The following is a 26,959-nucleotide window of genomic DNA, read 5'->3' on the forward strand; positions in this document are numbered from 1 at the left end:
ATCTATTTTGCGAAAGCCCCTTACTTTTTTATTTCTATATTTTAATTAACAGGAATAATTTCTCTTGGTGTGGACCTCTGCCTTTAATATTTCTTCTTTCTCGTGGAGAATTTCATTACCTAATATTCCTTTAGATACTTCTTCAAATCCAATTCTCTCTACCATATCACCAAATCTTTCTCCAGTTTTTCCGTTATCTCTATAATATAAAATTGCTTTTTCTATTATATCCATAGCCTCATCATATAAATAAATTCCTTTCAATGGTTCACCACGTCTTGGAGTTTTACCCCATTTCCCACCTATAAATAGTTTTACACCATCTTTTTTGCATACCATTGAACCAAAATGACATTTATCTATACAAAGTCCACAGTTTGTACACTTCTCCCTATCTATTTGAAGCTTTCCATTAATAACTTTTGCTGCTCCTTTTTTACAAGCCTCTTCTACTGAACACTTTTTACATCCTAAACATAAATCCTCATTACAATCTGGTACTCTTTGACCCATTATGCCAAAATCATTTAAGTCTGGCTTTATACAGTTATTTGGACATCCACCTATACCTATTTTAAACTTATGTGGCAAAAGTACATTGTAATATCCTTTATAAAATCTTTCATGTATTTTCCTTGCTAATTCTTGTGTATCTAAAAGCCCAAATATACATACAGTTCCTTTGCACGCTACTACAGGTCTAACTCTCGGACCCGTCCCTCCACCTTCTAGTCCTGCTTCACTAAGCTCTTCTTTTACCTTTTCAATATCTTCAAATCTTATCCATGGAATTTCTACTGTAAGTCTTGTAGTATAACTCATATATCCTCTTCCATATTTCTCAGCTATTTCAGAAAGGACTCTTGTTTCCTTTGAATTTAAGCATCCATCCTCAGTTATCACTCTACATGCAAAGTGTATTCCATCTCTTTGTGGAAGAAATCCTTGCCCCTTTAATTTTGATTTTTCTTCTGCTGATGCTATTATTGCCATTTTCTTCACTACCCTTCTTTATTTCATGTATTGACATTCTAATTGTTAATCTTTCTGCACTTTTCATATCCTTGTAATATTTTCATGTTTATTATATCTCTGCAATTTTACAAAGTGAACTTAAGATTAGTTATAGTAAAATAAAGATTCTTTATACTTAGGATAACTTAAATATAAAATAGAGACTAAATTAGAAGATGTTTTATTCTAATTCAGTCTCATCACATTGCTTTTTACAAAAATCAATAAAGTTCTTTATAAAATCCATATTTGAGTTTTTTAAATATATAAAGTTAAATTCTCTTTTCATTTTCATATTTTTGATTGATAATGCTTTAAATTTTTTACACATCAATGGTGAATTTAATGCTTCCTTTGATACCACCGTTGCTCCAAGTCCAGATTCTACTAAAGACATAATTGCTGTTATATCTCCAATTTCCATATAAGGATTAATATTCTTAGGTTCAAATCCTTGATGCACCATATAATCTTCAAATATCTGTCTTGTCCCAGATCCTTTTTCTCTTAGTATAAGCTTTTCTGAAAGAATTTCATCCATTGTTATTTTCTTTTTCTTAGCCATTTCATGACTTTTTGAAATAGCAAATACTAGTTCATCATCTTTAAATTTTTCATAAATCACCTTACTTTTATCAAAAGGGCCTTCTATAACACCCAATATAATCTCACCACTAAAGAGTTTTTGAATTATATTCCCTGTATTTTCTACATGAAGTATTACATCTATGTTTTTGTTGCTCATCTTATAATTTCCTATGATAGGTGGAAGTACATATCCCCCTATAGTAAGAGTTGCACCTACATTATATCTCTTTATAATAGATGATTCATTTGAAAGATGGTTTTTTGCCAATTTGCTTATTTTATCAATTTCTAAAGCATATTTATAAAGTATCCTTCCTGCCTCCGTAAGCTCCATGTTCTTATTTTTTTTCTCTAATAACTTCACATTGTAATATTCCTCTAAAAGTTTTATATGATGAGAAATTGCAGGTTGAGTCATATTTAATATGTTGGCAGCTCGTGTAAAGTTCTTTGTATCAGCCACAGTAATAAATGTTTCAAGCTTTATATCGATCACAGCTTATATCCATTCCTTCCTAAATTACAATAAGATACCCTAATTATACTATTAAATCTAATATATAAACAGTTAATTTTATCAACTGTTTATATACAATAATTCATTTACACAAGTAAATTTTCTTTTTCTATTAATAGTAAACTTTAATATTCTTAAAAGGAAAATAATATTTACAAATTAGTTCAATTATAAACATAAAATCTCCTCTAAGTTTGTGGTAAAATATTCTTATGCCTTAGTAACATTTATTATTACCACAGGAGGAATAGCATGAGTTTAATAACTAGTAAAAATTATAATGTACACTATTATGAAGTGGATGCCAAGAAAAGAGCTTTAATTTCCACTATTATGAATTATCTTATGGATATATGCTCTGTACAATCTGATAGCCGTGGTGTTGGTGTAGAATACCTAATGGCAAATAATAAAGGATGGATACTAACCCAGTGGAATATAAAAATAAGTAGATACCCTTTGTATGATGAGAATTTAAGAGTATCTACGAGAGCAAATTCTTTCTATAAATATTACGCATATAGAACAAACTATATTGAAGATAGTTTAGGTAACTTAGTAGTGGATGGACAGTCTATATGGCTCTTAGTTGATTCAACTAAAAGACGACCTGTAAAAGTAAGCGATGATATGTATGCCGCATACAATGTATCCAAGGATGAAAATGAACGCTTTATTCATTCCTCATTGAAACCTTTAGATAGTTGGGATGCTGAAAAGGTATTTGATATAAGATATAGTGATATAGATACTAATCAACATGTTAATAATGTAAAATATGTAAGTTGGATAATTGAATCTATACCATTAGATATTGCTTTAAATTATGAAATGCGTGAGATTACAGTAGTATATAAAAAAGAAACCTATTACGGTCATAAAATAAAAATTCATACCAAAATTGAAAAATCACAAACTGGATATATATGTACTCATGATATCATAAATGAAGATGGAGATGACTTGACCTTAGCTATTACCTATTGGGAATAAAATATAACTTTAAAATGGTATCATAGCTTCCAATATCTATGGAAATCTATGATACCACTTTTTTAAAAGAAATGATTATTACTTAGTAATTCTTTGTTATATTCCTCATGCTTTTCAATTAACTTCCCTAGGGATTTTCCCTTCATCATGTCTATTATCATAGGTGATAAGATTGAAAGCCCATCTCGATATCCCAGGTCAATGTGTTGATTTAATGTACTTTGTCTTATATTAACTGTACCTATAACACTTACTGCTTCTAAATGCATAGAAGGATATATTTCAATAATATTGCAGTCTTCAAATCCTGTTCTATCTAATTGATGCTTATAAGATAAATGTACAACTATGATAATATCGCAATTATGATTTTTAAGAGGAGCTATTGGTACATTATCTGCATTTTGATAATCATATTTAGGACTATTTATACCCCCATCTGAATATCTATACTCATTTATATTTATAGGCTTAAAAATAAATGGTACTGCACAAGACGCAAGTACAATGTCTATAAGTTTCTCATTATCATAATCATTTAATCTAAAATACTCAGGTGTTTTCAGGTCTATATTATATGCACATGCATAGAGAGTTTTTCTTGACTCTTTAATTACTTTTAAATCAACATACTCCTCAATAAACTTACGTATGCCACTTTGAGAAAGCAAACCTATATCACTTACACTAAGCAGTTCATTAAATTTTTGTTCCTTGCCTATATTCTTAGCTTTTTTTATTAACTGAGAAATTTTTAAATCTCTTGCCAAGCTTTCATGATTAATAAATCTAGAATAAGTTAGACTTGACCAACTTTTGTCCATTATACTATTGTCATTCATAGATAATAAAAGTCCATTTATTGTACCTATTGACGTTCCTGATACAACTGAAACTCTTCTTATTATGTCTAACTCCCAAAGTGCCTTAAATACACCTGCCTCATAGGCACCCTTTGCACCTCCACCGGCTAATACTAGTCCAATATTTAAATCAAATATTTTTTTTATTTCATCCATGCTTTCCCTCTTAACTTATAATTTATTCATTACTACACTATACTCTAATCATATAAACCCTAAAGTAAAGTAAATTAAATATTATCCATACTAAGACTTTATAAGTATCTATTTAAGATAACCTTTATAGTGTATATGTATATCTACCTTATTTTTATATATTTCCATTTTCCTGTTCTAAATCTCATGTAAACAAAAAACCATCTTACAAATTGATCCATGAATACAGCCATCCATGCTCCGGCTAATCCATACCCAAATATATTTACAAGCAAGTGAGCTAAAACAACTCTTATTAATAATACTCCAACAAAGGTAGCAACTAGTGGCCAGAAGGTGTCCCCTGCACCTCTTAAAGCTCCTGCTAATATTAGTTGTGATGATTGAAATGGTTGAACTAATGCTATTATTTTTAAAGCTATAGATGCATTTTGTATAATCCTTGGATCCTTTGAATATAAACCTACAATCTGCGGACCAAAAAAGAAGAAAATTATAGCCATAAAAGTGGATATCAAGGAACCAATCTTTCTGGTTTCCTTGGCATAACTCTCCGCCTTTGAAAGCTCTCTAGCTCCTATGCTTCTACCTACCAGGGATGAAGCTGTAATTCCAAAAGCTTGTCCTGGTTGAAAAGAAAGACTTAATATATTTAATGATATTTGATGTGATGCATACACTACAGTTCCAAGTCCTGCAACTATTCTTACAAACATAAGTACTCCAACTCTTAAAACTAACTGCTCAAGAGATGCAGGTACACCTATCTTTACTAGATTATAAATAATATTTTTATCAATTTTAAATGATTTTTTAATATCTAATTTAATTATACTTTTACCTTTTATAATATACCTAAATAAAAATATACTTGCTATTACATTAGATATAGCAGTAGATATTCCAGCTCCCGTAACACCAAGTTTAGGAAGTCCCAAAAGACCATATATAAGAACTGCATTCCCAATAACATTTAAAAAATTAGCTCTTAAATTTATCTTCATAGGTGTTTTGGTTTCCCCAATACCTCTAAGTGCTGCAGATATTGACATATTAAAAGATTGAAATATAAACCCAACCATAATAATTTTAAAATAACTTCCACCTACTTGTAATGTATCATTGGCTGCCCCCATAAATTTCATAATTGGTCCTGTAAAAATTATTCCCAATACTGATATAGGTATAGCTAACATTATCAAACTCAATAATATTACATGCTTTAAAGTATTTTCTATTTTATCAGTTCTTTTTGATCCAAGGTATCTAGCAATCATTGCTGTTCCCCCAACATTTAAAGCTTGTACAAGAGACAATCCTATAAATAATGGCTGATTTGTCATACCTACAGCAGATACAGAAGCTGCAGCCAATAAATTATCGCCCATTCTTCCAAGCATCATCATATCTACCATTCCAAAAAGGGAACCCATAAGAAGTTCTAACAGAACAGGCCAAGCAATATTGATAACATCATTTCTTGTAGAATTTTTCGACCACATAAATATTCTAGTCTTTTTTCCATCTCCATTTTCCTTTGAAGCAAACATTATCATTCTCCTTTACAAGTTAATTTAAAGACAATACTTCTAATACTATATACACTCTTTTTATACAAATTAATGTTTTTTAACTTTAAAAATTATTACTTCTTTTAAATAACTTTTTTATAAATTTCAATATTTTTTTTAAATAATCTTCATTTTCAATGTCCTTTATCGCCTTTCGTAATTCATGTAAAGCTTCATTATATCTTTGAGATTTTAATTTAGGAAAGGCACATATTAATCTCCGCTCCACATACTTAGTTTCCATTAAGAGAGACTTATATTTTTTACGAAGGGATATTTCTACTTTATCTATAGTTATATTTTCTTTAAATTCAGTTAAATTTTCCTTTAATTCCTTTAGGTTATTTAATTTGCTATCTGTTATTATACGTAGGTTTTCTAATTTTCTTACTATACCCTCTTCATATAATTTAATCCATATTTCTTCTTTAACATGATGAATTTCTTCTAACTTACGATTAAGATTTACTATGGAATTTATAGATATGAATAAATCTACTAGAAGAGATATTAAAATGCAAATAGATAATAAGTATACTATTGTTATTGGAATTCTAGTCATAATATTCTCTGTGAAAGGATGTATTATCTCAATTAGTACAACACATAGAAATCCAAACAAAAAAGAGTTTCTCAAACAAACTCTTCCTCTAATATTAAATTTATAATCAGAATAATCCCACCATCTCATTTTAAATAATTTTTCCATAATAAAACTAGTTATATACTCTATAATAGTTGTATAGATCATACCAAAAATAAATACTATTACTACATTATCACTATATTGATTTAGTAATAATAAAACAAAAAGTGCTCCAAAACCATATATAGGACACAATGGCCCATTTAAAAAACCTCTTTCCACAAAATATCCATCAAGAATAGAGCAATATATTGTTTCTACTATCCATCCTAACAAACTGTAGATTATCCAATAAATAAATAAAACAGAAAGTTTATCTACCATAGCATCAACTCCCCCAACACCTAAAGTCAAATATATAACTTTATTTCCTTTAGATAGTAATTTAACAAATTATCATAATAATTATTATACTCTGAACAATATTATATCATATAAGAATACTATTGTTAATCTATTCCACTACATCATATTCACTAGTAATTATTATAAATAATTTATATATTTCTATAATTAACTAATCATTATATTATTTTCAAGTTCATTTTAAATTTATTTCTTATATTGTGAAAAAAATTAGAAATTCCTTGTATTTAGTTCATATTTAAAATAGAATCTATTTATTAGGCGATAATTAAGTATTTATATACTACTATTAACTTATTTAAAATTTACTTTTTACATTTAATAATACTTATATTAAGGACGTGAAAACATGATAGATGAAATTTTGAAGTACAATAAGGAATTTGTAGAAAATAAAAAATATGAAAGATATATTACAAGTAAATATCCAGATAAAAAAATAGCCATAATTACATGTATGGATACTAGGCTAACGGAACTACTTCCCGCTGCCCTTGGATTTAAAAATGGTGATGTAAAAATTATTAAAAATGCTGGCGGTTCAATATCTCATCCCTTTGGAAGTATAGCTCGTAGCTTATTAGTAGCTATATATGATTTAGGGGTTGAAGAAATTTTTGTAATTGGTCATACAGACTGTGGAGCACAACACATGAATAGTAAAAAAATTATTGAAAAAATGAAACTTAGAAACATTACTGAAGATCAAATTAATTTGGTTAAATACTTCGGAGTTGACTTTGATTCATGGTTAAGTGGATTTGATAATGTTAATACTTCAGTAGCTGAAACAGTAGATATCATTACAAAACATCCTCTAATACCAAAAGATATTAACGTCTATGGTTTTATTATGGATTCCACCACTGGAGAATTAACTCCAGTATAAACAGAGTTCTTTGCTTAAAGTAAAATAACTAGTCAAACTTTAAGTTCATGACTAGCTATTTTACTAATTTATCTTTTATTATTACGCTTTATTAAGGCATATACTCCACTAAAAGCTCCAAAGAGTATTCCAGTAATAGGGAATATAATCCAGCAAATATGCCATCCATTAAATCCTAACCCCCAAATCAAAAATATTGCTGTGGCAATAGGCCATACAACTGATGCAACATCACCTATAACTGTATTATTTTCCTTACATTTTGATGAATATTCTTCAATTTGTAAAAGTGCATTATAGCTATTATTTATATTCCCAACTCTTACAAATATAAACACTGCAATAGCTACCATTATTAATAATACAATTGCTCCATAATTAGATAATATGTCATTATCATATCCTCCAATTGCTGATATACCAATTAACGCAACAGGTGACAGTACACAAAGTGTAACTCCAATTATATTTAATTTAGTAAAATTGGATGAGAATTCTTCTTTTTTAATTTTTACTCTTTGCTGTACATGTAATGGACATATGAAATCATCTTCTAAATACTTATACTTGTCAAGTTGAGTACCAGCATAGATAAATAACCCTACAGCAATAGCTATAAGAATAAACAATGGGATAACACTGAGTCCTTCTAAAGTTTCCACATTAATTTCTGTACCAAATACTCCACCTATTATAATATTATGAGTAAACATTAGTATTGCTGGTGCTAATATACATAACATAACACCAACAGCAATAAGCTTTCCATATTTAACTTTATCCCTCATGTAATTTTCTGCTTCTTCCATGGTAATAGTCGGAATATTATCTAATTGCTTTCTATTTTCAATTCCCAACTCCTTTATTAACTCATCAATGTTTCCAAACTCAGAAATTACAATTCCAATGGCTTCATTTTCAGTTTTTCCACTTTCTTTAAGTTCCCAATATTTTTCTTCCATATTAGAAAGCAACTCATCTTTTAATTTTATAATTTCTGCTGATTTTGGTAACCTTGAAAAAATATTTTCTAAATAATTTCTAATGGTCTCCATAGTTCTCCATCTCCTTTATAAATTTACTCATTACTTCTTTAATAACCTTCCATTCTTCACACTTTTCTTTATAGTAATCGAGTCCTTTTTGTGTGATTCTATAATAAGTTCTTCTCTTTCCAAAGGTCTCATCTCCATAAAAAGATTCTATATAACCGTTGTTTTCCAGCCTTGTAAAGGCAGAATATAATGTTGTTTCCTTTATAATATATTTTTCCTCTGATAGTTTTTTTATAGTTTTAGATATCTCATATCCATAGGACTCCCTATCTAGGAGAGTAAAAAGAATTATAGTATCATTATATCCTCTAATAACATCACTACTTATCAAATGTTATCCTCCTTTCTCCACCTACTACTTACTATTTCATATATAACTATATCTTTAGTGTATATTATGCAATTACTCTGCCTATCGTACTTTATCTGTCGTAGTAATTATAATATATCACAATTACTACGACATGTGAAGTAGTTTTTCCAATTTTTTAATTTTCATCTATATATTTATATAAAAATACAGCATATAAATGTGCATAGAAGCAAATTTATATGCTGTAACTTTATTCATTAATTTTATGCCTTAGACTTTAAGTAATTCATATTATATTTAACTATAAATATACCAATGATTAAAGTAATAAATTCTGCAACTGGTATAGTGGACCATAATCCATTTATACCGAATACTTTCGGAAGAATACATAGATTAATTAATACTAATGCAAAACTCTTTATAATAGACATGGTATTTGATATCTTAGCATGACTAATTGCTTGGAAAAATGATATATTAACCATATTAATTCCAATAAATATAAATGCTACGAAATATATTCTCATACCTCTAGCTGTAATTTCAATAAGCTTTAAGTCTGAATTATTAAAAAAGCTAATTACTTCTTTTGTAAAGATATTTCCTACTAAGAAAAATACTATTCCAAAGGCTAATGCAATAAATAGAGCTGCTTTTCTAGTTTTAATTACTCTATCATAATGTTCAGCTCCAAAATTAACACTTACTATTGGCTGAATAGCTTGGCTTATTCCAGATAATATAGCAACTCCAATTAAAGCAATGTTACTAATAATACTGTAAGCGGCCACTCCAATCTCGCCTATCATATCTATTAAAATATAATTAAATAGTATTATAACAATAGCTCCAGATACCTCAATGAATGAGCTTGATATCCCTACCTTAAATATATTTGTAATATATGGAATTTCAATTGATTTATAGTTGAATCTAAGATGTCCAGATTTTTTAATGAATTTAGTAGCTATAATTATTAAAGTTACCATTGGTGCTATAGCAGTTGCTATGGCAGCGCCTCTCATACCCATGTCAAGTACAAAAATAAATATATAGTCAAAAACTACATTAAACATGTTACCAGTAATTCCGGCAACCATAGAAAGCTTTGGAGCACCATCATTTCTTATAAATGCCTGTAAAACGCCTGATAATATAAAATTTATACCTGATAATAATATTATTTTTAGATATTCATCAGAAAGTCCTAATATTTGTTGTGAGGCTCCAAACATTATAGCTATATTTTTTGAAAAGATATATCCAAAAATAGAAATACTTAACCCTATTATAATTGCTATAAAAATTGATGTATTAAAGACCTGATTTGCTTTTTCATTGTTCTTTTTACCCATATTAATAGAGTATAAGGTAGCACCTCCCATTCCTATTAAAAGGGATACTGCATTATATACATTATATATAGGTATAGCTATTCCTAAAGCCGAAAGGCCCTCTTTTCCAACTCCTTGACTTATAAATATGGTATCACAAAGAATATTTACTGACGTTGCTAGCATAGCTAATATGCTAGGAAACAAAAATTTTATCAATAATTTCTTTAATCTCATTTCCGTTAATTCTACAAAGTTCATAATATCACCTACTTAAAATAATTTATCTTATGTGTAACTACTGTAACACTCTTATATCTCACAAGTTAATATTCTAAACCTTATAGTAACTATAATGTCAATCCTTTATTTTAAAGGAATCTGTATTTCTGTTAAATACTCTTCTTCCTTTGAAGAAAAAGCAGAATCAGTTATGGTAAGAACTATACCATCTCCAACACTTTCTAGTCCATTTATATCCATGAACTTTATCAGCTTATTAAAGTAGGTTTCTGCATAATCATAGAGTCCTCTATAAATTATCCTTGCATATCTTCCTTTATGCAAAGTTTTTATATTTTTATGGTTGAAAATGCCATGATCAAAAATTAAAGCAATATCTCTGAAGGTAGTATGCCTTTTATTTAAAATATCTTCTTGTGAGATAAAAGCTCCTATTCTTCCATCAAATAAACAAAGATTATCTCCTAATCTATTACTTAATTCTTTTATTCCATATTCTACACTATATATATCTGTTCTATCATTTAAAGAAATATATATTATATCTCTATCCTCTAACTCAATTAGTTCACATTCTTCAAGTCTAGCTTCTTCTATACTTGCTTCCAAAAACTCAAGCTTTTTAGAGATACTTTTTTTATATCTTTCCAAAAGTTCAATTTCCTTATCTATGTCCTTCTCTTTCTTATTAAGGAGATCAGTTAGTATTTTGAGATTTCTATTTGAAAAATACTTTTTTATATCCTTAAGGGGCATTCCCAGCTTTTTTAAAAATAAAATAGAATCAAGCTGAGCAAACTGTTCAATATCATAATATCTATATCCATTCTCTTCATCTTTATGTCTAGGCTTAAGTAATCCAATAGAATCATAATACCTTAGTGTCTGAGTTGATATATTGTGAATCTTAGCCATTTCTCCTATAAGTATCTTTTTATCCATTTCATCCTCCATAAAACTATATTATTGGATATAAAATTTTTTCTATAAAAATATATAAAGAGGAAGTTGTTGTGGTCGTGCAGATTTGAGGGATTTATATATCTTCATCCCATTGTACCTAACTTTTTACAGTGTACATTACTTCTATAGCGCAAATTTGTAACCTGTTCTTTATTATTATATTTTAAAGGAAAAATCTCTTATACATTTTTTAATTGCTTCGTCTGATGATAAAAAATGTATATTAGTAACCCTAATATTTTTTTCTCAGCTTCTATTTTATGAGCAGCATACACTGTTTTTGGAGTTAAAATGCTATCCTCATTGTGTGGACCTAAGGAGTTATTATTGCTATATACCTGATCTGAGCTAAAATATATCAATTTACTATTAGAATTTTTACATCCCTTTGCTACATTTATGGTTCCTCTCACATTTACATCATAGGATAACTCTGGATTTCTTTCACAAGTTCCAGTGTCTGATAGCGCAGCAGAGTGTATTACATAATCTGGTTTGTTATTTTCTATAATTTTAATAGTTTTCTCTTCATTAGTTATATCTAGTTCCATTCTTCCAAATTCTATAATATTATACTTATCCCTATAGTATTCTATAAACCTTGAAGCAAAAAATCCCTCTGATCCTGTAATTAATATTTTATCCATTTTTATCCTCCACTTAATCCAAATAACATTCATATGTTAATAATTGCAATTTAATACTTCCATGATTTTTACACTTATTTAATATCCTAAATATTTTTTCATTTTTTCATTAATATAAATATTATATCATTTCATTGAAATTCTTTCCAAGTTCATTCTATTTTTTATGTTTTACTTATAACACCTCTATAATTGCTATAAAATACATTAATAGTTCCTGAATTTTTTCTTTTAATGTATATAATCTATTTATTAATTCTTAATATATTGTATAATATTACATATATTATATTTATTGAAGGAGTGATATTATGAATGAAATTTCATATAGTAAGAGCCAAAATAATTTTATAAATAAGACCTTATTATATATGGCCATCGGACTAATAATTACCTTTGCTGTAGGTTATTTTATTTCCACTAATGTTTCTATGATGATGTTAATCTATAGTAACTCAGCTTTCGTAATAAGTATTATTGTTGTGGAATTAGCTTTAGTAGTTTTACTTAGCAGAAAGATTAATAAACTTTCTGTTCAAGCTGCTTTTGCCATGTTTATAACCTATTCTATAGTAAACGGATTTACTTTTGGGGCAATATTTACTATCTACAGTCTCGAGTCCATCATAAGTATTTTTGTAGTAACTTCTGCCATGTTTTTTTGTTGTAGCATGATAGGTATGACTTCCAAAAAGGACTTATCAATGGTAGGTAGAATTGCTATAATGGGGGTTGTTGGTATATTAGTTACTAGCTTATTCAATCTCTTTATAGGTTCTGATCAGTTATCTATGTTTGTTAATTATATTGGTATTGCAGTTTTCTGTGCATTAACAGCCTATGATATGCAAAAAGTTAAATTAATACATGAACAAAATTACGGTTATGATGACGCTACCACAAATAAGTTTGCTATAATTGCCGCTTTAGAATTATATTTAGATTTCGTTAACTTATTTATATACTTAATACGTATTTTAGGTAAAAAGAAATAAATTTTAAGAGTCCAACTTACATTCTAAATGTAGGTTGGACTCTTTAATATTTCTTCTGCCATTGCTTTATCTTCTATCATCATGTGTTGAAAAATCCAGTCTTGTAGAGAATCCTTAATTTTCTTTAATTCTTCACATGGCTTTTTCTTTAATACTGATAGCTCAATATTCATAATCACTTTTTTTAATTCCTCATGGGATTTTATATGTTCTTCATAATTAGAGTAATTAGCTTTTTTCATTATTTTTTCTTCTTCATAAAAGCTATAAGAAATATATTCTCTAAGCTCACATATTATATCAAGAAGAATTTTAGAATCTACGGTAGCACATTTTGTTATCAATAATTGTTCTATATTACGAGCAATTCTAAAAAGTTCTTTATGCTGTTCATCAATTCTCCCAATATTGGTATTTAAATCATCTTGCCAGTCAAATTTAAAGTCAAACATTTTATATACCTTCTTTTTATTTTATAGATATATATTATTTTATTATAAAAGAAGCACTTTAACAACGCAAATAATTTCTTATACAGGGAAAACATGTAATTATAATTCATAAAATCTAAAATAAATATAATTTAATGCTTATAACTATATTGAAATTGGTAATTATGTGAATTATTTATACAGTTATAGTGAGAGCTAGGTCAACTACTAAATTTAACCTAGCTCTCTACGTATATTGAAATTTAAACTACAACAATAACTAGTCCTTTTAGAGGAACTCAACTATCTGTTGAGTTTACTGAAACACATTTCCACCAAGTCTCCAAAGACTGATACCATAGCCTTTTTCCTTTATAACTTGCATCCATGAGTTCAATGTATTTTTATCTGCATACCACACTTCATGTTCAATCCCATCCTCATCAGTGTACTTGAATACTATGCATTGGCTTTTATTGTCTCTTTCCTCTTTTGCACTATATTCTTTTACTAAATCTTTAGCTTCTACTTCAGATAATGAAGTTACCTTTCCATCTGAAGCCCAATTAAATCCACCTGTAGCAATGGCAATTTTTTTACTTCCTGGTACTCTTTCCATCTTATCCATCAATTCTTTTATGAACTGAGGATTTGCTTTTTCTCCTGGTTCACTAAATCCTCCATGTAGGTTGTAACACATCATAACATAGGTCGGCCCCTCTATAAACTCTAGATCATCAAAAGGGACATTAGGCTCAAATATAACTCTTAATTTTAGTCCACTTCCATCACATTCATCATATAGGTCTTTAATAAACAATAGGTAATTATTCCATAATTCCATATCATCCTTAATTTGTTCATAGTCAATTTCTATTCCATTAAAACCATACTGAGATGCTAAACTTATTATATCCTTAACATGTTTACTTCTTAAGGTAGAATCTGTGAGCAATGTCTTTAAAAGATCCTTATCCTTTAGTGATGAAGTTCCATCACTATTTATTTTATCATTAACAATAGTAAGATATTTAGTATAGTCCTCATCCTTTGTTCTATTATAGTAATCTACTAATTGCTGTGGCATTATCAGTTCATTGTTGGAATCAAAATAAGTTGCAAAATATGAAACTTCTTTTAATTGCTTATCTAAAGACTTAATCTCTCCATTAACATCTAAATCCCAATAAGTGATCCATGCTGATAAGTTATCTATATTTTCATCAAATATCTTTTTTTTCTCAATTGCAGCTGTTTCTCCAGCCTGTACTTTATTGCTATTTTCCAAGGGATTTTTTTCTTTTGAACAACCATATAGAAACATACTTATTATTAAAGTCAAAGTAATAATAATCCAAGTATTCTTTGCTCTTTTACCCATTTAACACCTCTATAATCTATAAATATTTAATAAACCAGTCTATAATTTTATCAGTAAAATTTCTGAGGGAATAAATTATACTATCAACTCCCTTTAGTGAGCTGTCATGCAATTCATTATCATTAACATCACTTATCCTAAACTTTTTAAATACACCATCATATACATCATCTGCAATATTCCTTTGACTATACCCATATTCTCCCCATGCAGACTCTAAATAAACACTTCCCTGATTGTCATTAGTTACATCCAAATCTTTAGCTATATTAGTACCATCAATGTCTATACTAATTTTATCATTAACTACTGTTATATCAACCTTTCTGCTTCCCCCATCTCTTATATCAAATTTTTCTTCTTTGTTTTTACTTAAGTCTAGTGAGAATATGACATTAGAACTACTTTTTGAATTTTCAATAATACTTATTACATTATTCATAAGTCTAACACATAAACTATCACTTTGATCATCATTAGCTCGCAAATAAATACCTTGAGAACCTATGATATTCCCATTTAATATTGTTGACACCTTAACATCCTTATAAGTATCACTATTTAATAGTTTAAGGACACCTTTTCCTTCTGATAAAGATGTTAATATAATAGTATCATCCTTAAACTCTGCTTTTCCTGATACCTCTTTAAATTTACTTGCCTTTTCTTTATCTCCAACTACAAATTCAATATCCTGCTTCGTATCATCCAAAATTCTCATTAGCAAATGATTGGTTGACCAATAGGACTGTGGTTGAATTCTAGTTAAATCATAGATTGAACTATCTATTGTATTTAGCGAGAAACCTTCCCTATTAAAATTCATATTAAATAACTCTTTAATCCATTTACCATTTATTTCACTAACCTTATCATTAGTACCAAACTGGCCTGTATTAGAATGCATTAAGGCATATAATTTAGGCACTTGACTAATTTCCTTAGTATACACTTTAGATAAAGCCCTATAGTCACTATCAATCCGCTGTTTCATTTCTTCATAGGACTCTGTGGGAATATTATACTCATCTCTAATATAATCCATTAAATAGTGATTATAATCCCTCTCCATACTTGAAGCTGATTCTGCAAACTGAACTGAATTTAAATTACCTAAGTAGTTTGAATCTTTATCAAATACATTTATGTATTTAAGTCTATACCCATTTGTACCTAATTCCCAGTAAGAGCTATCTACTAACTCTAATAGCTCATTAGAGCTTAAAAATTTCGAGTCTTCCTTTTCAAATTTATCAGCATAAGTTAGCATAGTTGCCTTTAAATTGTATTCTTCTATGATTTTCTGAGAAAATATTGCTGTATCTCTTCTTCCATCTTCAAATAGTAAAAATAGTGATTTAGGTGGTAATGCCTTACCTTTTAAATAATAATCCACTACATCCTTTTGAGTAATTGTTACATATCCGTTATTTTTTAATGCTTTAAGTTGTTCATTCAATCTTTTGGTACTTATTAAGGTATCATTTCCTGTTCTATCTACGCCAAAATATGATACTGCAATGAAGCCACTATCTTGATTATTACTTACCTTAGATGAACTGTAAGGCTCATATACAGAGAATGAAAATAAAGCTTTTATAATAGCTATTAACAATATAATTAAAATAACCCCTTGTAATATACCTCTTGCTATCTTAATCCTATCTTTCTTTCTAGGAGAAAAAGTATTACTTTTCATTGTTTTTCCCTCCTTTTTTCTTAAACTTACTGGAAGTAGTTCTCTGTTCCTTCTTCTTTTGAGCCTTTATATCACTAGGAGTCATTCGCGTGCCCCATGTGGACTTCCAAAAGGTTACCCATGCAATAGGCATCTGCCACAATAATACTGCCTCATAATAAATGCAAAATACCATACCAAAAACCCATGTAGTACTTTTTCTAAGAAACATTTGAGCAAAACTCATCATTAAAGCCATCATAAGTATTCCTACTAAGAAGGTTGTTGGAAATATCTTATGGATAATTGGAACATAAATTAAGTTATATGTAACAACTATTGGAGCAACAATAGGAACTACTACACCCATATAAAAGAATACTGCCATAAAAGGCTCCTTTTTCCACATAAATTTACCTGCAATTATTGATTCTCTTAGCCATGAACGCTTCCACCTCATTTGTTGCTTAAGAAATATTTTATATTTATTAGGTACAATGGTAGAACAGATAGCTGTATCTTGATAACTTGTTCGATGACCTTTTAACACAAAATTAGTCATAGCACGATCATCTCCAAAGGTTGCCTTCTGACCTAAAAACCTTTGATTTAACCATGCATCCATATTGTCTAGAATTATTTGTTTTTTATAACAAGCTAATGGTCCTGATAAACAGGTAACAGCATCAAAATAAGCCTCTGCTGCCTTCATAATTCTAAAGGCTATGTAATAACGCACTGATTGCATCTTTGTTAATACATTAGTGTATGTATTAGCCACATCAGTCCTTCCTGATACGCCTCCCATTTTAGGATCTTTAAAAGGTTGAACTAAATTTCTTATAGCAAAGGGGTCTAAAAAGCTATCTGAATCAACAAATACAACTAAGTCATGTTTAGCCTCCTTAACTCCTCTGCATAAAGCATCCCTTTTACCTAGATTATTTTCTTGCACAAAATATTTTAACCTATGTTTTGTTTCAAATCTCTCTGCTTCACTACTTAGCCTCTCAATAGTTTCTTTAATTTTTTCTACAGACTTATCGTTAGAACAGTCATCTACTACTATAACTTCCAGCTTGTCTATAGGATAATCTTGATTTATGCAACTTAGAATTGTTCTTTCAATCCACTCCTCTTCATTAAAGCAAGGAATAATAATTGTTACTCCCGGTGTATAATTCACATCTATTGGTATAGGTTTATATAACATTCCAAATAAATATCTACTAAGCAAGAATACTGCTGCAATAATACTATAAAGGTATATCCATTTATTAAATTTAAAATATATAATACTTTCTGCACGCATTAATATAATAAATAGTGTAATAAATAATAAAAGAAAACTAGAAGTAACAAGTACATATCTATCTTTTTTTCTACTTGAATACTCTGACAAAGTTTCTGTAAACTCTATTCCACAGATAACTTCTCCTTCAGATGTTATAGAATCTCTAACTTTTTCACCCTTAATTTTCACTTTCATTTCATAGCCCTCAGGCATAGAACCAGGTAATATTTTAAATTTTAACTTTATCTCCTCAGCATTGTTTATTATATTTAATTGTGTTTCATCTTCTAATTCTAACAAAAGCCCTGTGGTAGAAATGTCTATAGATTTTACTAATAACTTTTTATTCCCCTTGCTACTTTTACAAATAACTTCCACATCCGTTTTCATCACATATCTTATACCAGCATTCTTACTCATTATAAAACCACTAGGGTCTTCTTTATGGTCATCCAAAAGTTGATATCCCCTACGGTCAATATTATCTCTAATTTCTTCCTTATCAGGAACATTTGATAATAACCGTCTATCTTTACGGGGATTTAAAAGGACATCACGGGTTTCATCTTTTTTTAATTTATTCATATAGTATCTAACCTCATTTTTAAACTCCTCATATGTTACAAAAATTATTTTTCTAAATAATCGCTTAGCTTTGCAATTTTATACTTTGTTCCGTATACTCCATTCTCATTATTAGTTAAGAAAATATCTAAGGCTTCTGCGGTATAATAACTTTGATTGTTCATGTGCATTACTATAATATTCCCTCTACCTTTAATTAAACTTTCTTCTAATGAATGAACAATTTCTTGGGAAGAACTACTTTCATAATCATGAGTTGAAATATTTCCATTAATAGAATATTTAAATCCACTTTCAAATACCTGTGCTAGCCCTTCCTTTTTAACAAGTAAAGTTGGTGGTCTAAAGTATGGTCTTAATGAATTTAAATCACCTATAACATTAGCCATAGCATCATAGGATTTAACTAAAGAAATCTCCAATTTACTCTTGTTTGTATCTAAAGTTTCATGATTATAGTTATGACTTCCAATATCGTGACCATTAAATGCAATGGTTCTAAGTAAATTAGGATTAGCATTAGATACATCGCTATTAGCATCAATATACTTTGATATTACAAAAAAGCTTCCTTTTACTTTATGTTTATTAAGTACATCTAAAATCTCATTAACCACAGGATCTCCTCCCCAATCATCGAAGGTAAAAAATATTACATCTTCACCATTGGTATCAATAGTCCCTGTCTTATCCATTAAAACCTGTTCCTCTTCATTTAAATCACTTAAATCCACATATTTATTACCTATGTAATTAGATTTCATCATAGATAAAGCTTCTTCATAAGACCTCCTAATTAATGAGTTAATATTATTCCCCGCCATCCTATATCTCCCTAATTGAGAAGCTGATTCCTCAGTATGTTGCAATTCACTTAAAGTCTCAACAGAATAATTCAATGGCTTTTCAACTAAAGTATAGGATTGTGTTGCTTCATTATATTTATTGGCATGTCCATTTTTTACATAATTAGAGGTAATTAATTCAATAATATTTGCTACAGTATTCTTATCTTCAAATAAATCTGAGTCTAGCCTAAAGTAAACAATCTCACCTTTTCTTAATGACATATAGGTATTTAAATTAATATAATCCCTTACAACTTCTTCTGCATTCATGTTTTTATATTTATGATTAATAGGAGATTTAGAATAAGTAAACAATTCATAACCCTTAATACCATGAATTTTATTAATAACAGATAAAGCTTCTTGAACCTCAACATCAACATAACCATATCCAGGCATGTATGCTTTAGTATTTACACCAATCTTCCTTAATAAATTATCTACTTCATATATTTCTTTACAAATCTCTTCTGTAGATTTGTCTAATAAACTTGAGCTAACTGTTATTCCTCCATTGCCAATTTCATGACCTTTCTTTAATATATTAGCAATTCTATCTGGATATTTTTCTATTTCATCCTTAGTAACAAAGAAAGTTCCTTTAGCCTTTATTTTATCTAAAGAAATTAAAACTGAATTTAATGCAGTTTCATTACCTAATCCTCTAAAGGTATAGGATAATGCTTTTTTAGTAGTGTAAAACTCTGAAATATTAGGAGCCAGGTTACCATTATTTTTTTCTATTAGCTCCTTAAAATTCACTAAATCTGAAGAATTTTTTACTTCACTATTTCCTTGTGAATTATTTTTTTCTTCTTTATAACTTTCATCTATATAAATCTCATCTTTATTTGACATATTTTCAGATGATGAAGTTTCATCATCACTTTTCATTCCTACTAATTCATTCACTTGGACAATAGTTATTTTCTGTTCATCTATGGCCTTCAACAACCATTCTACAATTTTAACAACAGTTATTTCTTCTCTTTCATCCTTAGTATAATCATCTATCCCTGCTTCTTTATCTATAGCTGGCTTTTCCTCTTCTATTTTTCCTTCATATTCAAAATCATCAAGAACACCATTAACCTTAATGGAAATAATTGTGCCCTTATCTAATTTGTTTACATAATTCTGAGCTTGCCCATAATCCTTGAAACTTTGATAGCTAAGATAATGATCACTATGAACCACGTACTTATTACCTGAGGCGTATGCTGCCTCTAGGACTTCATCAGTATATGTAGTAGATTTACACTTTAGTAAATTTGGTTTCTCCTTAATTATAGTTTCTATTATCTTATTACCACGGCAAAAATCAATAATTAATTCTTTCTGAGATAACTTTTCCATATGCCTAGCATCTGAAAGAGTTTCGCTTCCTACTACATGCCCCGCTTTTTTAATGTTTTTTACTGTGGTAGGGTCTTCTCCAGCTTTAATACCTGGAATAAAAAAATTTGCTTTTACACCATACTCATTTAATAATTCCACTATTTTTCCCATAGTATTAGCATCACTAATTCCTTCAAAGGATAGAGCTAGTACATTAGAAGAGGTTTTTGCATTAGTTATAACTTCAGCTTGTTTTTTACTGCTTAGTAACTTTAATGCATCCTTTATCTCTGCTGATGCATCATACTTATTTTTATCATTTTTAATCATATTTTCAGTATGATTATTCTTAGTGTAACTCTTATATGTAAGGGCTCCTAATCCTACAGCCACGGTTATAATTATTGTGACGATAATCCAATTTTTCTTCATATTATTTCTTCTCCATGTATTTAAGACTTTATTTTTATTTTAACTTTAATAATAACTTATTTCAATAAACAATAATTATTGATTATTGAAATGATATACAATTATACCACAATATTTTATTTTGAATCAATATACTATTAATTAGATTCTGTTGAAAATTACAGTAATAGAATAAAAGCTATTGAATATTACATTGAATATTCAACAGCTTTTTTAACTTATTCAATTATTTATTTTAAAATCAGTAAATTATATATATTAATTAAAATCTTTTACCCTATTGTGTAATTATTTAGATGGAGCAGGTGACTTTACCACAGTTAATTCTAAAATTTCATCATGTTTATTACCAACATTCATCTTAGTTTTAAATGGTATTTTTAATAAAGTGCCTTCTTTGTATTCATGAATTTCTTGGTCATCTAATCCAATTGATAACGTGCCTTTTAGTACAGCCATATATACATTAGAATTTGAAAAATGCTCTGGAAGTCCTTCTCCTTTATTAAATATCATGTGTAAGTAATGAACATTTTCATCTGAAATAAGCATTTCAACTGTTCTACTATCGCTGTTAGTCATTTGATAAATTTTTTCAACCATTATAAATTTCCCCTTTATATCTTTATTTTTTAGAATATATTATTTATACTTAATTGCCTTTGCAGGACATTTATATATAGCTAGTTTAATCTTTTCACTTTCTTGTGACTTTAATATACTTTTATTAACCTTTGCTTTTTTATTTTCTAATATAAAATCTTCTGATGCTACTCTTGTACATAATCCACAACCAATACAAAAGTCCTCTTCTATAATTAGTATTGCATCTTCCTTTTCTATAATATCTTCTTTAGGTAATTCTTCTTTTTTAACAAATCTTGAAGTGATAATTGCCATTATAATAATAGATATTGTAGTTAAGCTCCATCGAATCACCATAAATTTAGGACCTAAAAACTTGGATTCATTTGCTAGCATCGGAATCTTAATTACTGCCCAAGCACTTAAGATAATTACTATATTTGCTATGCTGGCTCCTTTTTTTATAAGCATCTTACATACAGGAAAAGCTGCATAAATAGGACCTGCTGAAAAACTACCTAGTAAAAAGGAAAATATATATCCTTTAACCCCTGAACCTTCACCTAGTGCATTTTCTATGGTCTTTTTAGGAACCCATCCTTCAATGAGAGATGTTAGTAGAAGTATTACTGGCATTATTATAATCATTTCTTTCACATAATATAAGCTATTATTTAATGCCATAATTCCTTTATTCGGCATAAAAATCAATAAAAATAAATAAGCTAAAATAACAAAAGTTAACAACATATTACTTTTTACTTTTTTAATAATTAAACTCATATTATCACCCCCATGAAAAGTGCTATAGCCACAGCAAATATAAAGCTTAATGAATTTCTAATCAATGCAAACTTAACACCAAATTCTCTTTTTTCAAGAGGAAATGTAACAAAACCAACCATGGTAAGAGTTGTTAAAAATGCCACTATAGGAACTATACTAGCTCCTGCATTTACTAAGGAACCTACCAGTGGAAAAGCAACAAAAGCTGGTATTAAAGTGATACTTCCTACAAATGCAGAAATAATTGTGGAAATAAAAATATTAGATTGGCCTAAATAATATTTAATTATATCTGGTGGAATGAATGTAAGTATTAATCCTATAAGAAAAAGTATTCCTATAATTTCTCCTATCATGCTTTTCATTATTCCCGTTGACATTTTAATGGAGTTAAAAGTTTTCTTTTTATCTTTAATTATGGACCAAATAAACCAAGTCAATGTAATTACCCAAAGAATTATTGTGAATATATCCATTTTATTTTCTCCCTTCAACATCTTTACTTGTATTATAATTTGTTTTAATATTATAATCAGTTACCAAGGTAACTAATTTTGAAAAAGGAGAAATAATAATGTTAGATTTTATTTCTATTCTTGAAAATACAGAATTATTTAAAGATATCTCTATGAGCACTATTAATCATTTATTTGTACAAGATTCTTTCAATATAAAAACTTATAAAAAAAATTCCGTAATTTATTTTCAAAATGAAAAATGTGTTACTTTTGATATAGTCCTGAAAGGAATTGTCTCTGTACAAAGCACTGATGAGAAAGGAAACTATATCTCAATAAGTGATTTTACTATCGGAAGTGAACTAGGAGGAAATCTGCTTTTTTCCCATAAAAACTTTTATCCAATGATGGTTCTAGCAAAAACGGAAGTAACACTTATACACTTAAAAAAAGATTTAGTTTTAAGTCTCTGCCAAAGTAATACTACTTTTTTATCTAAATTTCTTCACTCCATCTCAGACAAAACCTTAATTTTAACAGATAAAATAAAAACACTTTCTCTTAAATCTATAAGACAATGCATAATTGACTTTCTAATGTATGAAAGCTATGTTCAAAAGAGTAATATAATTAAACTAGAAGTAACTAAAAAGGATTTAGCAGAAAAATTTGGGGTACAAAGATCCTCATTATCCCGTGAATTAAATAAAATGAGAAAAGATGGGTTAATAGAATACGATGCATTTTCTATTACAATAGTAAACCTTGATAAATAGATAAGTGGTAGACCTTTAACTTAAAAAGTCCACCACTATTTTTATTTAAGTATATCAATGGTATTTGCACTAGCAGCCTTATTGGCAGGAATTATACTAGATACTATACCTATAAATATGGAAATTCCTATAGCTACAGATGCAGTAAATAGACTTGGTATTATTGCCATGTGCATAAAATAAGATATGATATTAGCAATTATTATTCCAAATACATATCCTATCACTCCACCAGTGACAGTAATAACTACACCTTCTACTAAAAATTCTCGCTTTATATCTTTTCTTCTGGCTCCTATTGATCTCTTTATTCCAATTTCTAAAGTTCTCTCAGAAACAGAAGTATAAACCATGTTCATAACACCTATTCCTGCAATAAATAATGATATACCAGCAACTCCAGCAATAAATAAAGTTAATGTATTTAGTACCGAACCCATGATTTTTATTATTCCGCTGGTATCCATTACCATATATTCTCCTTCAGCTTTTTTAGAGCCTTCCTCATTAAGGACGTTTTCTATATCCTTAATAGTATCCTTAACATTTACTCCATTAACTAAGGTAATACTCATACCTTGAACTACATCACTGGAAGGGAAAAACTTATCATAGGTGTTCTTTGGAATTTGAATATCTGGTTTAAAGCTAAAGCTAAACTCCTCATCTTCATCAGATTCTATAATACCTACAATTTCAAAGGTAATACCCTTTAAGGTTGCAATACCTCCAATTAACTCTTCTTTCTCTTCAACCTTATCACCAATTAGGCTTTCTCTTAATACTATGGTTCTTGTTGAATTTTCATTATCTTTTTCACTTAAATTTCTTCCTATAATCTTTGGAGAATCAGTTTTTTCTACCTTTGAAGCCATTCCTTGAATGGCAGCTCCCCTTACTTGTAAATCTACAAGCTCACCATATTCATTGCTAGAATATATATATTCTACTGATTCAATTCCTTGTAATCTTTCTATAGCTCTTTTATCATTATTATTAAAACTATTTCCTGCAGCATTAATATGTTCCGCATTTGATGGAGTAAACATTGCATTTAATACAACTTTACCTTCGTTTTCTCCTGTAAAGTCTTTTATAGTTTTATTCTTATACCCCTCCCCTAATGCAACTATGGTAATTACTGCTGCTATTCCTATTATTATACCTAACATAGTTAAGAAAGATCTTTTTCTATTTCTTATAAGATTTCTTAAAGCAGAAAAAATTAGAACACTAAGCTTCATCTAAAATTCTCCTTCCTTAAGCTCACCATCGAAAATAGACATTATTCGATTAGCTTGTCTTGCTACATTTACATCATGGGTGATTAAAATTATAGTAATTCCTTCATCATTAAGTTCTTTAAACATACCCATTATTTCCTTAGATGTATGGCTATCTAAAGCACCTGTAGGCTCGTCTGCAATTATTATATCTGGATTATTAATTAATGCTCTAGCAATAGATACCCTCTGTTGTTGTCCTCCTGATAATTCAGTAGGATACTTATTTATTTTACTCTCAAGATTAACCTTTTTTAATAGTTCTACAACTCGCTTCTTGGTTTCCTTTATTCTATGACCTCTATAAAGCATAGGTATTTCAATATTTTCTTTTATTGAAAGCCTTTTTATAAGGTTAAAATCTTGAAATACAAATCCTATCTTTTCATTTCTAAACTTACTTAAAGCATCATCTGAAAAAGAACTTATATTTTTATCTAAAAATGTGTAACTTCCATCAAACTTTTTATCCAGCAATCCTAATATTTTCATAAGTGTTGATTTTCCTGATCCAGAGGGTCCCATTATTGCTAGAAACTCACCCTTATTTATCTCTAAATTAACATCCTTTAATGCCTGAAGAGTTTCATCCCCAGTAACATAAAACTTATTTATGTCTTTTAATTTAATCATAATTATTTGCTCCCTTCTAGTACCGTAGAAGGATTTTTAATCAACCTATCTCCTATCCCTATAGCTCCATCTAATAAATAATACTTATCATTTTCTAAAGTTGCTTTTATTTCTATATCTTCATAAGATTCGCCTTTTTCCTTAAGTATATGTATCTTAGAATCTTTTTCATATACATAATCTTTAGGTATTTCTATTCCTTTGTAATTGCACTTAACCTCTAAGCTAAACCCTATTCTGATACTCTTTTCTGGTTTTATGTAAAAATTGTATCCTGTTGTAGTTCTTCCTGGTTCTTCAATAGGTAGCTCGTCAATTTCAGTTATAGTACCTTTAATATATTCTCCACTACTAATAACCTTTAACATTACTTCATCATCTATTTTTAAATTCTTTACATCAAATTCAGAAACTTCTGCTTTAACTAAAGGCTCTTTAGATATTATTCTCATATAGGCTACAGTTGGGTCATCTATACCCTTGCTATTTACTTTCACTACTCCATCTATATCTGCAACTATATCTTTACCTATTTTTTTCTTTAAAGTATCCCTTTCAGTTACTATTGACTTGTTTCCCTCTTCATAACTTGCTACTTCAGTTTCTATGCCATTAACTTGATTCATTAACATTTCTATTTGTTGAGAAACTTCTAGTTGCTTACCTTCAAGGACATCTTTTGTTTTCAATAATTCATTATATTGACTTTGAGCTTCTTTTTCTTCTGATGTACTAAGCTTAGATATTTCACTCTTAACTTTATTTAGTTCACCACTTATTGCATTTAAATCTCCTTGTAGCTTATTAATGCTTGTGTTAACTTTATCCTTTTCCTTCTTCACTCTAGATACTTTGCCATTATTGGAGGTTATTTCCCTATCATACTGTGCTATTTGATCTTCAACTGCAGTATTAAGATAAGAAAATAATACATCGCCTTTCTTTACCTCTTGTCCATCTTTAACTTTAATATCTTTTAATTCTCCTTGTGACTTATCTACTATAATGATTTGCTCATCACTTATAATACTAATACCATTAAATTTTAATGTTTCTTCTCCCTTGATTTCATAACTATCTTCATGAGTAATTGTTGTCTCCTCTTTTGGTCCTTTTAACTTTATAGCAATTATTACTGCTGAAAGTATTATAAATAATACTACTGCAATGACAATCAGTATATACTTTTTCTTCTTTGAAAGATTGAAATCCATCTTCAAATTCTTCACTCCTTGTCCTATTTTATAATAAATAAAGAAGATAGAATCTATCTTCTTTATTTACTATACACTAAT

25 protein-coding genes are annotated in these 26,959 nt (G+C 28.7%); 4 read left to right on the forward strand and 21 right to left on the reverse strand.

Translation table 11 applies throughout. The annotated features are described in order from the left end of the window. Positions 1–45: 45 nt before the first annotated feature. Both B2694_RS11315 and B2694_RS11320 read right to left on the reverse strand, forming a co-directional pair. Positions 46–993, reverse strand: a complete 948-nt coding sequence (locus tag B2694_RS11315) for a 4Fe-4S binding protein (protein WP_346885831.1) — start codon at positions 991–993, stop codon at positions 46–48. Between the two features lie 202 nt (positions 994–1,195). Next, positions 1,196–2,098: a LysR family transcriptional regulator gene (locus B2694_RS11320; protein WP_346885832.1), complete on the reverse strand. Its 903-nt coding sequence runs from the start codon at positions 2,096–2,098 to the stop codon at positions 1,196–1,198. A 273-nt stretch (positions 2,099–2,371) separates the two neighbouring features. Here B2694_RS11320 and B2694_RS11325 point away from each other — a divergent pair, with 273 nt between their 5' ends. Continuing rightward, positions 2,372–3,112: an acyl-[acyl-carrier-protein] thioesterase gene (locus B2694_RS11325; protein ID WP_346885833.1), complete on the forward strand. Its 741-nt coding sequence runs from the start codon at positions 2,372–2,374 to the stop codon at positions 3,110–3,112. 62 nt (positions 3,113–3,174) lie between these two features. Here the strand turns inward: B2694_RS11325 and B2694_RS11330 are convergent, their stop codons facing one another. The 3 genes from B2694_RS11330 to B2694_RS11340 form a co-directional block, all read right to left on the reverse strand. Next, positions 3,175–4,131: a patatin-like phospholipase family protein gene (locus B2694_RS11330; protein ID WP_346885834.1), complete on the reverse strand. Its 957-nt coding sequence runs from the start codon at positions 4,129–4,131 to the stop codon at positions 3,175–3,177. A gap of 143 nt (positions 4,132–4,274) precedes the next feature. Further along, positions 4,275–5,681 (reverse strand): MATE family efflux transporter, encoded by a 1,407-nt coding sequence (locus B2694_RS11335; RefSeq protein ID WP_346885835.1) that lies wholly within the window; start codon positions 5,679–5,681, stop codon positions 4,275–4,277. Between the two features lie 85 nt (positions 5,682–5,766). Beyond that, a complete protein-coding gene (locus B2694_RS11340; protein ID WP_346885836.1) occupies positions 5,767–6,672 on the reverse strand; it encodes a putative ABC transporter permease in 906 nt (301 codons plus the stop codon). A 391-nt stretch (positions 6,673–7,063) separates the two neighbouring features. Between B2694_RS11340 and B2694_RS11345 the strand changes: the two genes are divergently transcribed. Then, entirely contained in the window at positions 7,064–7,603 is a 540-nt protein-coding gene (locus tag B2694_RS11345) for a carbonic anhydrase (RefSeq protein WP_346885837.1), read from the forward strand. A gap of 68 nt (positions 7,604–7,671) precedes the next feature. Here the strand turns inward: B2694_RS11345 and B2694_RS11350 are convergent, their stop codons facing one another. From B2694_RS11350 to B2694_RS11370, 5 genes are all read right to left on the reverse strand, one after another. Continuing rightward, positions 7,672–8,658 carry a permease prefix domain 1-containing protein gene (locus B2694_RS11350; RefSeq protein WP_346885838.1) on the reverse strand — a complete coding sequence of 329 codons (987 nt, stop codon included), beginning with the start codon at positions 8,656–8,658 and terminating at the stop codon, positions 7,672–7,674. Continuing rightward, positions 8,645–8,989, reverse strand: coding sequence for a PadR family transcriptional regulator (locus tag B2694_RS11355; protein WP_346871035.1), 345 nt, complete (start codon positions 8,987–8,989; stop codon positions 8,645–8,647). Before B2694_RS11355 ends, B2694_RS11350 begins: the two co-directional genes overlap by 14 nt. A gap of 245 nt (positions 8,990–9,234) precedes the next feature. Beyond that, complete coding sequence (locus B2694_RS11360) at positions 9,235–10,569, reverse strand: MATE family efflux transporter (RefSeq protein ID WP_346885839.1); 1,335 nt, start codon at positions 10,567–10,569, stop codon at positions 9,235–9,237. A gap of 105 nt (positions 10,570–10,674) precedes the next feature. Further along, on the reverse strand, positions 10,675–11,493 hold the full coding sequence (locus tag B2694_RS11365; protein ID WP_346885840.1) for a MerR family transcriptional regulator: 819 nt from the start codon (positions 11,491–11,493) through the stop codon (positions 10,675–10,677). 200 nt (positions 11,494–11,693) lie between these two features. Next, on the reverse strand, positions 11,694–12,161 hold the full coding sequence (locus B2694_RS11370) for a sugar nucleotide-binding protein (protein WP_346885841.1): 468 nt from the start codon (positions 12,159–12,161) through the stop codon (positions 11,694–11,696). Positions 12,162–12,472: 311 nt separating this feature from the next. Here B2694_RS11370 and B2694_RS11375 point away from each other — a divergent pair, with 311 nt between their 5' ends. After that, positions 12,473–13,156 carry a Bax inhibitor-1/YccA family protein gene (locus B2694_RS11375; RefSeq protein WP_346885842.1) on the forward strand — a complete coding sequence of 228 codons (684 nt, stop codon included), beginning with the start codon at positions 12,473–12,475 and terminating at the stop codon, positions 13,154–13,156. A 23-nt stretch (positions 13,157–13,179) separates the two neighbouring features. Here B2694_RS11375 and B2694_RS11380 read toward each other — a convergent pair whose 3' ends face one another. The 8 genes from B2694_RS11380 to B2694_RS11415 all read right to left on the reverse strand — a co-directional run bounded on the left by B2694_RS11380 (position 13,180) and on the right by B2694_RS11415 (position 22,990). Further along, positions 13,180–13,608: a hemerythrin family protein gene (locus B2694_RS11380; RefSeq protein ID WP_346885843.1), complete on the reverse strand. Its 429-nt coding sequence runs from the start codon at positions 13,606–13,608 to the stop codon at positions 13,180–13,182. 295 nt (positions 13,609–13,903) lie between these two features. Continuing rightward, a complete protein-coding gene (locus tag B2694_RS11385; protein ID WP_346885844.1) occupies positions 13,904–14,968 on the reverse strand; it encodes a glycosyl hydrolase family 18 protein in 1,065 nt (354 codons plus the stop codon). Between the two features lie 16 nt (positions 14,969–14,984). After that, entirely contained in the window at positions 14,985–16,667 is a 1,683-nt protein-coding gene (locus tag B2694_RS11390; RefSeq protein WP_346885845.1) for a glycoside hydrolase, read from the reverse strand. Beyond that, positions 16,657–18,525 carry a glycosyltransferase gene (locus tag B2694_RS11395; protein ID WP_346885846.1) on the reverse strand — a complete coding sequence of 623 codons (1,869 nt, stop codon included), beginning with the start codon at positions 18,523–18,525 and terminating at the stop codon, positions 16,657–16,659. Before B2694_RS11395 ends, B2694_RS11390 begins: the two co-directional genes overlap by 11 nt. Before the next feature lie 44 nt (positions 18,526–18,569). Next, positions 18,570–21,143: a polysaccharide deacetylase family protein gene (locus tag B2694_RS11400; protein WP_346885847.1), complete on the reverse strand. Its 2,574-nt coding sequence runs from the start codon at positions 21,141–21,143 to the stop codon at positions 18,570–18,572. 288 nt (positions 21,144–21,431) lie between these two features. Beyond that, positions 21,432–21,746: a cupin domain-containing protein gene (locus tag B2694_RS11405; RefSeq protein ID WP_346867478.1), complete on the reverse strand. Its 315-nt coding sequence runs from the start codon at positions 21,744–21,746 to the stop codon at positions 21,432–21,434. A gap of 39 nt (positions 21,747–21,785) precedes the next feature. Continuing rightward, positions 21,786–22,511 carry a permease gene (locus tag B2694_RS11410; RefSeq protein ID WP_346885848.1) on the reverse strand — a complete coding sequence of 242 codons (726 nt, stop codon included), beginning with the start codon at positions 22,509–22,511 and terminating at the stop codon, positions 21,786–21,788. Beyond that, positions 22,508–22,990, reverse strand: coding sequence for a permease (locus tag B2694_RS11415; protein ID WP_346885849.1), 483 nt, complete (start codon positions 22,988–22,990; stop codon positions 22,508–22,510). Before B2694_RS11415 ends, B2694_RS11410 begins: the two co-directional genes overlap by 4 nt. Before the next feature lie 98 nt (positions 22,991–23,088). On the opposite strand from B2694_RS11415, the gene B2694_RS11420 reads away from it, so the two are divergent. Next, complete coding sequence (locus B2694_RS11420; protein ID WP_346879226.1) at positions 23,089–23,748, forward strand: Crp/Fnr family transcriptional regulator; 660 nt, start codon at positions 23,089–23,091, stop codon at positions 23,746–23,748. 41 nt (positions 23,749–23,789) lie between these two features. On the opposite strand, the gene B2694_RS11425 is transcribed toward B2694_RS11420, so the two are convergent. The 3 genes from B2694_RS11425 to B2694_RS11435 are packed head-to-tail and all read right to left on the reverse strand — an operon-like array spanning position 23,790 to position 26,878. Then, the gene (locus B2694_RS11425) at positions 23,790–24,992 is read right to left on the reverse strand and encodes an ABC transporter permease (protein ID WP_346885850.1); all 1,203 of its coding nucleotides are present in this window, start codon (positions 24,990–24,992) and stop codon (positions 23,790–23,792) included. Then, the gene (locus B2694_RS11430; RefSeq protein ID WP_346846455.1) at positions 24,993–25,664 is read right to left on the reverse strand and encodes an ABC transporter ATP-binding protein; all 672 of its coding nucleotides are present in this window, start codon (positions 25,662–25,664) and stop codon (positions 24,993–24,995) included. 2 nt (positions 25,665–25,666) lie between these two features. Then, the gene (locus B2694_RS11435; RefSeq protein WP_346846897.1) at positions 25,667–26,878 is read right to left on the reverse strand and encodes an efflux RND transporter periplasmic adaptor subunit; all 1,212 of its coding nucleotides are present in this window, start codon (positions 26,876–26,878) and stop codon (positions 25,667–25,669) included. Positions 26,879–26,959 lie beyond the last annotated feature (81 nt).

The organism is Clostridium sp. UBA4395 (genome assembly GCF_002390995.1).
Classification (GTDB): Bacteria; Bacillota; Clostridia; order Clostridiales; family Clostridiaceae; genus Clostridium_J; species Clostridium_J sulfidigenes.